We start from the raw sequence: 9,846 nt of genomic DNA on the forward strand, positions 1-9,846 counted from the left end.
GATTAGCGATCGCATATTTTTTCTTCTTTTGCATACCCCACTTCTTGTCTAATTTATCAATGCGTAAGTTCTGTAGTTGTAAATAGATTTTGAAACAATAACGTGAGTAAAGGTTCTGTTTTGTAACTGTAACCTGAGCAAACATACTCACGCAGGATATCAAGCAACTTAAGTTTTCCTTTTAAGGCGTGAAAGCTAGAAATAGCAAGAGTTTAGCAGCAGATTCTATTTTCAATAACTTTATTTTAATGACAATGAACCATGAAAGAATAGGATTTTGAGATCGGCGGATACAAAAGCGATCGCTCTGTCGAAAAAGAAATCAGATTCTTGATCAGAGGTATTTCCACTCTTTAGATTCACTGTCTTCACTTTGGGGCGCATAACTTGAGCAATCCAGTTTGAAATCATAAAGCAAGCAAGTTGCTCACATTATGCTTTAGATTACGTTATCATACAAGGCTACAACACAAAATAAGGCACAGTTATCAACCGCAGCGCTTGCCTTCAGTCAAATTGCGGATATTCTTAAGTTTCGTGCCGAAGTGCTGTTGCAAGATACCCGCGATGGGCTACGCCCCGCCGTAGGCGATCGTAATAGTCTTTTGGGGCCAATTATTAGCACCGATCTCTTTGCTGGTCTAGTGCGGACAACAATGCATCTGGATTTAGATGATTTGATTGAACCGGAAACACCACAAACCTTTAAACCACACGGCCCACACCAATTTTCATATTCTACTGAGTCGGGTGATTCTGTAGTAGCACCTGTTGAAAAAGCGAATGTTTTGGCAATGCTTGATGAGGTAACAACTTTAGAAGATGTCCGCAATTTGGCATCAGATGAGGATGTGGAAAAATGGCAGAGCGCGATCGCTAACCATCTGATAAATGTCAAAGATGAGATTTCTTTAGTTAAACTGCAACGTATGTTGCAAATGCCAATGGTAGAAGTATGGTTGGGATTATTGCTGGGTGGCTTTACCTTGGAGCAACGTGGAGATTTTTATCACAACCATAATGTCTGGGTGAAAAGCTCTCCTTCCTACTATCAATAAAAATACATTCGCCATATAGGGTAGCCACCGAGATAGGATACGTGCAAAATGGGACACGTTGTAAAGTTATGCTAAATACTGATAGCAAGCTATACCTTAATCAATCCAGAAATCCCTGAAAAGACCTGGAGATAACTCTGTGTAACTTTTATTAGAGAATTACTGCATCATTTCTATCAAAATATTTTGAGCGCTACGTTCAGGCTCATTTTTATTAGGGTAAAGTTGGATGTAAGAGCCATCTGGCTGTAACTCCCAAGCTTGGCGATTATCTGCTAGCATTATTTTGAGAATTTTTTGTAAATTCTGCACAATATCATCATCTTCAACTGGTACAACTACTTCCACTCGGTGATCTAGGTTGCGGGTCATCCAATCGGCACTGCCGATATATACTTCATTTTGTCCGTTATTATGAAAGTTAAATATCCGAGAGTGTTCTAAAAAACGACCAATAATACTGATAACACGAATATTTTCGCTAACTTTTGGAACTCCAGGACGCAAACAACAAATACCCCGCACAATTAGGTCAATTTGTACTCCAGCAAGAGATGCTTTGTATAAAGTAGCAATAATTTGGGGGTCAACCAAAGCATTCATCTTAGCGATGATATGACCTTGATTACCGTTTTTGCAGTGTTCGATTTCTCGCTGGATCAGGGCAGTAATACGATCGCGCATATTAATAGGTGATATCAGCAACTTGCGGTAAGAATCTTTACAGGAATAACCAGTCAAATAATTAAATAAATCAGTTAAATCTGCCCCTAAGTCTTCTCGACAACTAATTAGTCCTAAATCTGTATATAAATTTGCTGTTTTGGAATTATAATTTCCAGTCCCAATATGGAAATAACGACGAATATTTTCTCCCTCTTGACGCACCACTAGCAAAGTTTTGCTATGAGTCTTTAGTCCCACCAATCCGTATACTACATGAACACCAGATTTTTCTAATTTATTAGCCCAAGTGATGTTATTTTCTTCATCAAAGCGAGCTTTTAATTCTAAAATAACAGCAACTTGTTTGCCATTTTCAGCCGCAGTAATCAAAGAACTGACAATTTCCGAATCTCCCGAAGTCCGATAAAGTGTCATTTTAATTGCCAACACATCAGGATCATGAGCAGCTTGAGCAATAAATTCCTCTACAGAAGCGCCAAAGGATTCGTAAGGATGATGTACTAGCAAATCTTTTTGCTGAATCACCGAGAAAATGCTTTTTTCCTCATCATTGAAGTTGGCAATTTGACTTTGTTGATGAAGATGACGCAGACGAGACGGAATTACTGATGCCCAAGGTGGATCTTTCAATTCAGGTAAAGTTAGCGCCATAAACGACATCAAATCTTTTAAATTCAGCAAACCTTCTATCTCATAAACATCACTCTCAATCAGTTTCATTTCTGTCATCAACATCTGTCGTACTGATTGAGGCATTGATGGTTGAATTTCTAACCGTACCACCGAGCCAATGAATTTGCGCTTATATAACTCTTGTTGAATTGCTAATAGTAAGTCATCGGCTTCTTCTGCTAATTCTAAATCTGTATTGCGGGTTAATCGAAATAGGTGATATTCCTCAACGACCATTCCGAGAAATAAAGCTTCTAAATTGTGAGCAATTACTTGCTCTATCGGCATACCTGTCCAGTTATTTAATTTCCCATTATCTATTTGCAATTCTTGAGGTAAGGGAATAAATCGAGGCAGAATAGTGGGAATTTTGACTCTAGCAAACTTTTTCTCTCCTGTGTTTGGGGCTTTTACTACCACTGCTAAATTTAAACTGAGATTCGCCATTCGCGGAAAGGGATGGCTAGGATCAACGGCTAGAGGAGTGAGAACTGGAAAAATCCTTTGTTGAAATAATTTTTGAAAGTAACTACGCTGTTCTGGATTAATGTCAATGTAATTAAGTAGATGAATGCCTTGCGCTGTCATTTCTGGTCGAAGCGTCTGCTCAAAATAATGATGCTGTTGAGTCACCATTGGATGCAGATATTGATCGATTGCTTCTAATTGTTGTTCTGGGGTGCGACCATCGGGAGTTCGCTGAATTAACTGTGCTTTAACTTGTTCTTTGAGAAGTGCAACACGAACCATGAAAAATTCATCAAGATTAGCACTAAAGATGGCAATAAACTTGAGTTTTTCTAGTAATGGAGTCCGAATATCTAACGCCTCATGTAAAACTCGGCGGTTAAATTCTAACCAGCTTAATTCTCGACTAAAGTAGTACTCCGAGTCATGCACATTAATAGTTTTACTAATATCTTTGACTTTAGACATATTTTTATTTACCAAAATAATGGTATGAGAATTATCAAAAATAATTCAACTCTAACTTCCGCACTGTACAAATTAATCATGGTATACATTTACCATGCATAGGTAGGTCGTTTTAGGCTTTTATTAATCATTATTTGATGCTAAATAGATCCACACTGTGGGGGCAATTCATGAATTAACTCTACGACTCTGAGACTTTTTAAATTTTGGATAATGGAATTGAATTATTCAAAATCCAAAATTCGCTTAATTTATCAAAACACTTGCTCTCAAAACCCATATTTAACCAAATCGACCGCTGACGTAATCTTTTGTATCTTTCTGCTTAGGGTTATTGAAAATAACTTGTGTTGAGTCGTATTCTACTAAGTAGCCAGTGCGATCGCCTGTTTCTGTGGCGCTAACATTGAAAAAAGCTGTTTTATCAGATACTCGTGCCGCTTGTTGCATGTTGTGAGTAACAATGACGATGGTATATTGCTCTTTGAGTTCCTGAATCAGTTCTTCAACCCGCAAAGTGGATAGGGGATCGAGGGCAGAACAAGGTTCATCCATAAGTATAACTTCTGGTTGCCCAGCGATCGCTCGCGCAATACACAACCGTTGTTGTTGACCACCAGATAAGGCTAAACCACTTTGTCGCAGTTTATCTTTGACTTCATCCCACAAAGCCGAACGGCGTAGACTCCGTTCTACCAATTCATCCATGTTATCTTTGTAGCCACAAACTCTGGCTCCAAAAGCAACATTGTCATAAATTGATTTGGGAAACGGGTTTGCTTTTTGAAACACTATCCCAATTCGACGACGCACCTCTATAGCATCAACTTCTGGTGCATACAAATTTTTATCGTAAAAATAAACTTTACCTTCGGCTCGAAATGACTCAATCAGGTCGTTGAGACGGTTATAGCATCGCAGTAATGTACTTTTACCACAACCAGAAGGGCCGATAAAAGCTGTAACCTGATTTTTGGGAATATTTAGCCAAATATTCCGCAACGCTAGAAACTTCCCGTAATAAACGTTGAGGTTTTCTGTGCGTAAAACTGTGTCAGTATCATTTACTATGCTAGTGTTATTAACTGTCAAATTGTTTAGCATTGATTTTATTGGCCGCTCTATATGGACTAAGTAAAGCTTTGCGTAAAATGGTGGCGAATTGAGGGTTGAAATTTAAACGCTCCAGGGCGCAAAGGTACGCAGAGAATTCGCGCTCGTATTAATGAAATATTGTACTAAGTGCCTGGTAAATTCCGCAGATATTCTGGTAGATGGTAGCGATCGCCCAATACTTGCAGTAAAGGACCATGAATATCAAATTTGATAATACTGACTGAAGCCACAAGGGTATTAATGCGATCGCGGTAACGCCCCAAATCGATACCTAACAGGCTACAAAGCACAATTCGGAGCGTTGCTTTGTGGGCAACTACCAAAACATTACCAGTTGAATAATTTTCTTCAATCTCTGCAATCACTATGGAAGCTCGGCTAGCAACCTGTACAGCCGTTTCTCCCCCTGTGGGCGCGTTCCAAGCGGGTTCAGTTAACCAGCGAAGATAATCATCCTGGTAGTTTTGTTTAACAAACTCTACTGTTTGATCTTCCCACTTCCCATAGCTAATTTCTCTAAGTCCGTCCCGGAGTTGCATTTCTATGCCTAAAGTATCACATAATGGCTTTGCCGTAGCAATAGTCCGCTTCATCGGGCTGACAAAAACAGCTGTCCAAGGTAGAGAGCGATAAGCAGCCGCAAATGCTTCTGCCATCTCTACACCTACTGGAGTTAATTCGGGATCTAACTCGCCGCAATATCCCCCTGTTTGGCTATAAATTGTTTCTCCATGACGGAGAAAATATAGATTCAAGCTCATAAATTAATCCTGGCTACATAATTTTGGGTGTTGCTGATGAAGAATATGAATTTAGAACTAGCCCTTTCAATGTGGGTAAAAATCTTGGTCAATAATTCCTCTTTACTCTGTGTTCTCTGCGCCTAATAAGGTTAGATAAATTACTTTTTAACCGCAGAGACACAGAGAGCGCAGAGAGAAGAAAAGAGATTTTACGAGTCACCTTGAAAGGGCTAGTGGGTAAGAATTCAATTACAAATTACGAATTATTTTCAGCAGTTACACTTTTAAACCAGCCTTAGCTTGAACATATTCTGCTAGTTCAATCTTTACTGGTACCGTATTCCAGATTTCTTGACAATATTCTTGGATGGCTCGGTCAGAAGAGAACTTGCCCATCCGTGCTGTATTGAGAATTGACATCCGCGTCCAGTGTTGCGGGTCACGGTAAGCTTGATTAACCTGCTCTTGAGAGTCAAGATAGGACTGGTAATCTGCAAACAGCATATACTGGTCTTGGTGCAATAGCGAGTCTACTAATGGACGGAACAGATTAGTATCACCATGAGAGAAAAATCCTGAGCTGATCAGGTCGATCGCTTCTTTCAGTTGAGGATTGTTATTGTAATAATCCCAAGGGTTATAACCTTTGGATTTTAAATCATATACTTCTTCGGTTGTCAATCCAAATAAGAAGAAGTTTTCATTTCCCACTTCTTCGCGGATTTCGATATTAGCACCATCAAGTGTGCCAATAGTCAGCGCCCCATTCATGGCAAATTTCATATTGCCAGTACCAGAAGCTTCTTTACCAGCAGTAGAGATTTGTTCTGAAAGGTCGGCGGCTGGATAAACTCGTTGACCAAGCCTCACATTGTAATCTGGTAAGAATATTACTTTCAAGCGATCGCGCACATCAGGGTCATTATTAACAACATCACCAACGGCGTTGATTAATTTAATAATCAGTTTCGCAATGAAGTAGCCAGGAGCAGCTTTACCACCAAAAATAAATGTGCGAGGTGTAATTTCAATGCTGGGATCGTGCTTGATGCGGTTGTAGAGCGTGATAATGTACAGCACATTCAGATGTTGCCGCTTATACTCATGCAATCGCTTCACCTGAATATCAAACAGCGATTCTGGATTCACTTCAATACAATTGGTTGTCTTAATATATTCTGCCAAATTGCCCTTAATATCCTGCTTAATCTGCCGCCATTCTCGACGAAAATTAGCATCTTCAACAAAGGCTTCGAGTTGCTTAAGATCGTCTAAGTGATTAATCCAATTTGTACCAATTTTGCGACTGATTAAGTTAGTCAGTTGGGGATTACTTACTACTATCCAACGGCGTGGTGTGACACCATTGGTCTTGTTGCTAAACTTCTCAGGGCAAAATTCGTAAAAATCGCGGAGAACATCACGCTTAAGTAACTCTGTATGTAAAGCGGCGACACCATTAATCGCATGAGAGCCAACACTTGCTAGGTTTGCCATGCGGACATACTTTTCACCACTCTCATCAATCAATGATAGCCGCGCTAGGCGATCGCCATCATCAGGATATTTAGCGCGAACTTGGCCAAGAAAACGCTGATTGATTTCATAAATAATTTGTAAATGCCTGGGCAGTAAACTATTAAATAAGCTTAAAGACCACTTTTCTAAAGCTTCTGGCAACAGAGTATGGTTAGTGTAGCCGAAAGTGTTTTGGGTGATTTGCCAAGCCTGATCCCAATCTAGCTGATGTTCATCTACCAACAACCGCATCAATTCAGCAACACCGATGGATGGGTGGGTGTCATTGAGTTGCACAGCATAAGACTGGTGAAAGTTATTTAAGCTTTCTTCTTTTCGTAAGTGAAGACGGATCATGTCTTGCAGGGAACAAGAAACGAAAAAATATTGTTGTTCTAAGCGCAGTTCCTTACCTTGAATTAACTCATCATTAGGATAGAGAACTTTGGTAATATTTTCTGAAACCACCTTTTTGTTCACTGCACCGTAGTAGTCACCGACATTAAACGCCTGAAATTCAAAGGATTCAGGAGCTTCAGCTTTCCACAGACGTAAGGTATTGGCAGTGTTGACTTTATAACCGAGTATGGGTGTATCGTAGGGAACACCTTTAACAACATTATGGGGAATCCAACGTACCCGATAGTGACCCTTTTCATCGTTATAGGCTTCAGTGTAACCGCCGAACTTGACATCTATGGTTTCCTCTGGACGAGGAATTTCCCAAGGATTGCCAAAACGCAGCCATTTATCAGTGATTTCAACTTGCCAACCATCCCGAATTTCTTGGTCAAAGATCCCAAATTCGTAGCGAATTCCATAGCCAATTGCAGGGATTTCTAAAGTCGAAAGTGAGTCCATATAACAGGCGGCGAGACGACCTAACCCACCATTGCCTAAGCCTGGTTCCTCTTCAAGTTCGCGCAATTGTACAAAGTCTAGCCCAGATTCCTCAACTGCTTGGCGCACTTGGTCGTAAATTCCCAAGTTGATTAAGTTGTTACTCAAGTGCGGCCCCAAGAGGAATTCTGCTGATAGATAACAGACAACTTTGACACCTTTTTTAATGTAAGTTTCTACGGTGTTGAACCAGCGTTGTAAAATGCGATCGCGTACTGTGTAAGCCAAAGCCATGTAATAATCATTGGGCGTGGCCGCAGCCGGAAACTTACCCTGAATGTAAAAAAGATTATCAGCAAGCGCCCGTTTGAGGGTTTCTATACTTAACCCTGTGCGATCGTCTTCAAATTGCAAATTTTGCAGTATTGGAGGTTTCTGAAATGTCGTCATAATTATTTCCTGTGGGAAATGGGAAATGGGGAATGGGGAGTAGGGAAGGAGGAAATAACTCCTAACTCAGCACTAAGTAATCACAGTTGGCTGTTCTCGTCCTGTCAGTTCGCGGATCTGGGCTATCTCCTCAACAATGGTGATTAAAGAAATAAGTGCTTGCTGTGGATCGAGATCATGTTTTGCCGGATCTGGCTCGTAGCTTTCTAGATAAACTCTAAGGGTTGCACCTTGAGTACCCGTACCAGAAAGTCGCACCACAATTCGGGAGCCATCGGTAAAGCCAATGCGAACACCTTGTTTTTCGCTCACGCTGCCATCAACAGGGTCGGTATAACTAAAGTCATCACTGTATTCAACTTCATAATTACCGAACTGCTTGCCTTTGAGAGTTGGCAACAAAGAACGCAGTCTTTCTATTAAGTTATTAGCTGGCGCTGTCTCTATCTCTTCATAGTCATGGCGCGAGTAATAATTGCGTCCATAAGTCTGCCAGTGTTCCCGGACAATCTGCTCAACAGATTGTTGTCGTACTGCTAGGATATTCAGCCAGAAGAGAACAGCCCATAGCCCATCTTTTTCGCGGATATGGTTAGAGCCGGTACCAAAGCTTTCTTCACCGCAGAGAGTCGCTTTACCTGCGTCTAAAAGATTGCCGAAGAACTTCCAACCAGTGGGGGTTTCATAGGATTCAATGCCAATTTGAGCGGCGACTCGATCCACTGCTTGACTAGTAGGCATCGATCGCGCTACTCCTGCTAAACCCGAACTATAACCAGGGACTAGCTTGGCGTTGGCGGCTAATACTGCGAGGCTATCGCTAGGAGTGACAAAGAACTTACGCCCTAAGATCATATTGCGATCGCCATCTCCATCAAAAGCTGCCCCAAAATCAGGCGCATCCTCGCCGTACAAAATATCCACCAACTCATGGGCATAAACTAAATTTGGGTCAGGATGTCCGCCGCCAAAGTCTTCTAGGGGTGTACCATTACATACAGTTCCCACTGGTGCGCCCAAACGTTGCTCAAAAATGGCATGGGCATAGGGGCCAGCTACCGCGTGTAAGGCATCGATGCTAATCCGAAAATTTCCTCTGGTTAACAGTTGGTGAATCCCTTCAAAATCAAACAGGGACTCCATTAACTCTTCATAATCGTGTACAGAGTCAATCACCTCAACTACCGTCTCTGCCAAATGTGACTCACCTAAAGTTTCTAAATCTACATCTGGTGCTTCGAGAATTTGGTAGCTATCAATGATTTTACTGCGATCATAGATCGCCTCTGTGACCTTTTCCGGCGCTGGGCCACCATTATTGATGTTATATTTCACGCCAAAGTCACCATTTGGCCCGCCCGGATTATGACTTGCAGACAAGATGATGCCACCAAATGCCTGATACTTGCGAATAATAGCGGAAGTCGCAGGAGTAGATAAAATCCCCCGTTGACCAACTTTAATCCGCCCAATGCCATTAGCCGCAGCCATTTTCAAAATGATTTGAATGGCTTGGCGATTGTAATAACGACCATCACCACCCAGGACTAGAGTTTGCCCCCCCAAGTCCCCTACAGAATCAAAGATAGATTGGATAAAATTTTCCAGGTAGTGGGGCTGCTGAAAAGCTTTAACTGCTTTCCGCAGTCCAGAAGTACCGGGCTTTTGATCGGGGAAGGGAGTCGTAGAGACTTTACGCATATTCATAGATAATCTTTAACAAGGCATTTTCTCTTACAGCTTTGCATAAGTTTGTTACAACAAAAATTGCGTATCCGCTCAATAAATCGGGGTAGTACAAAAAATAAAAAGTAGATAGATGCACA

The 9,846-nt window shown here is 41.2% G+C and carries 7 protein-coding genes; 1 reads left to right on the plus strand and 6 read right to left on the minus strand.

Going from position 1 to position 9,846, the window contains the following annotated elements; all coding sequences use genetic code 11:
* Positions 1-240: 240 nt before the first annotated feature.
* Positions 241-411 (minus strand): hypothetical protein, encoded by a 171-nt coding sequence (locus HWQ23_RS16060; RefSeq protein WP_292829870.1) that lies wholly within the window; start codon positions 409-411, stop codon positions 241-243.
* Positions 412-545: 134 nt separating this feature from the next.
* Here HWQ23_RS16060 and HWQ23_RS16065 point away from each other — a divergent pair, with 134 nt between their 5' ends.
* Positions 546-1,058 (plus strand): hypothetical protein, encoded by a 513-nt coding sequence (locus HWQ23_RS16065; RefSeq protein ID WP_292829872.1) that lies wholly within the window; start codon positions 546-548, stop codon positions 1,056-1,058.
* A 159-nt stretch (positions 1,059-1,217) separates the two neighbouring features.
* On the opposite strand, the gene ppk1 is transcribed toward HWQ23_RS16065, so the two are convergent.
* From ppk1 to HWQ23_RS16090, 5 genes are all read right to left on the minus strand, one after another.
* Positions 1,218-3,353, minus strand: a complete 2,136-nt coding sequence (ppk1, locus tag HWQ23_RS16070; RefSeq protein ID WP_292829874.1) for a polyphosphate kinase 1 — start codon at positions 3,351-3,353, stop codon at positions 1,218-1,220.
* Positions 3,354-3,635: 282 nt separating this feature from the next.
* Positions 3,636-4,457, minus strand: coding sequence for a phosphate ABC transporter ATP-binding protein PstB (gene pstB / locus HWQ23_RS16075; RefSeq protein WP_292829877.1), 822 nt, complete (start codon positions 4,455-4,457; stop codon positions 3,636-3,638).
* Positions 4,458-4,591: 134 nt separating this feature from the next.
* Entirely contained in the window at positions 4,592-5,230 is a 639-nt protein-coding gene (locus HWQ23_RS16080; RefSeq protein ID WP_292829879.1) for a histidine phosphatase family protein, read from the minus strand.
* 258 nt (positions 5,231-5,488) lie between these two features.
* Positions 5,489-8,020, minus strand: a complete 2,532-nt coding sequence (locus tag HWQ23_RS16085) for a glycogen/starch/alpha-glucan phosphorylase (RefSeq protein ID WP_292829881.1) — start codon at positions 8,018-8,020, stop codon at positions 5,489-5,491.
* A gap of 72 nt (positions 8,021-8,092) precedes the next feature.
* Entirely contained in the window at positions 8,093-9,727 is a 1,635-nt protein-coding gene (locus HWQ23_RS16090) for an alpha-D-glucose phosphate-specific phosphoglucomutase (RefSeq protein WP_292829883.1), read from the minus strand.
* Positions 9,728-9,846 lie beyond the last annotated feature (119 nt).

It is taken from the genome of Nostoc sp. JL33 (assembly GCF_017114985.1).
GTDB lineage: Bacteria > Cyanobacteriota > Cyanobacteriia > Cyanobacteriales > Nostocaceae > Nostoc.

What these genes read in the sequence shown, in the direction of transcription:
- HWQ23_RS16090 (WP_292829883.1), bottom strand. Translation starts at nt 9,727, where the DNA reads ATGAATATGCGTAAAGTCTCTACGACTCCCTTCCCCGATCAAAAGCCC.
- HWQ23_RS16085 (WP_292829881.1), bottom strand. Translation starts at nt 8,020, where the DNA reads ATGACGACATTTCAGAAACCTCCAATACTGCAAAATTTGCAATTTGAA.
- HWQ23_RS16060 (WP_292829870.1), bottom strand. Translation starts at nt 411, where the DNA reads ATGATTTCAAACTGGATTGCTCAAGTTATGCGCCCCAAAGTGAAGACA.
- ppk1 (WP_292829874.1), bottom strand. Translation starts at nt 3,353, where the DNA reads ATGTCTAAAGTCAAAGATATTAGTAAAACTATTAATGTGCATGACTCG.
- HWQ23_RS16080 (WP_292829879.1), bottom strand. Translation starts at nt 5,230, where the DNA reads ATGAGCTTGAATCTATATTTTCTCCGTCATGGAGAAACAATTTATAGC.
- pstB (WP_292829877.1), bottom strand. Translation starts at nt 4,457, where the DNA reads ATGCTAAACAATTTGACAGTTAATAACACTAGCATAGTAAATGATACT.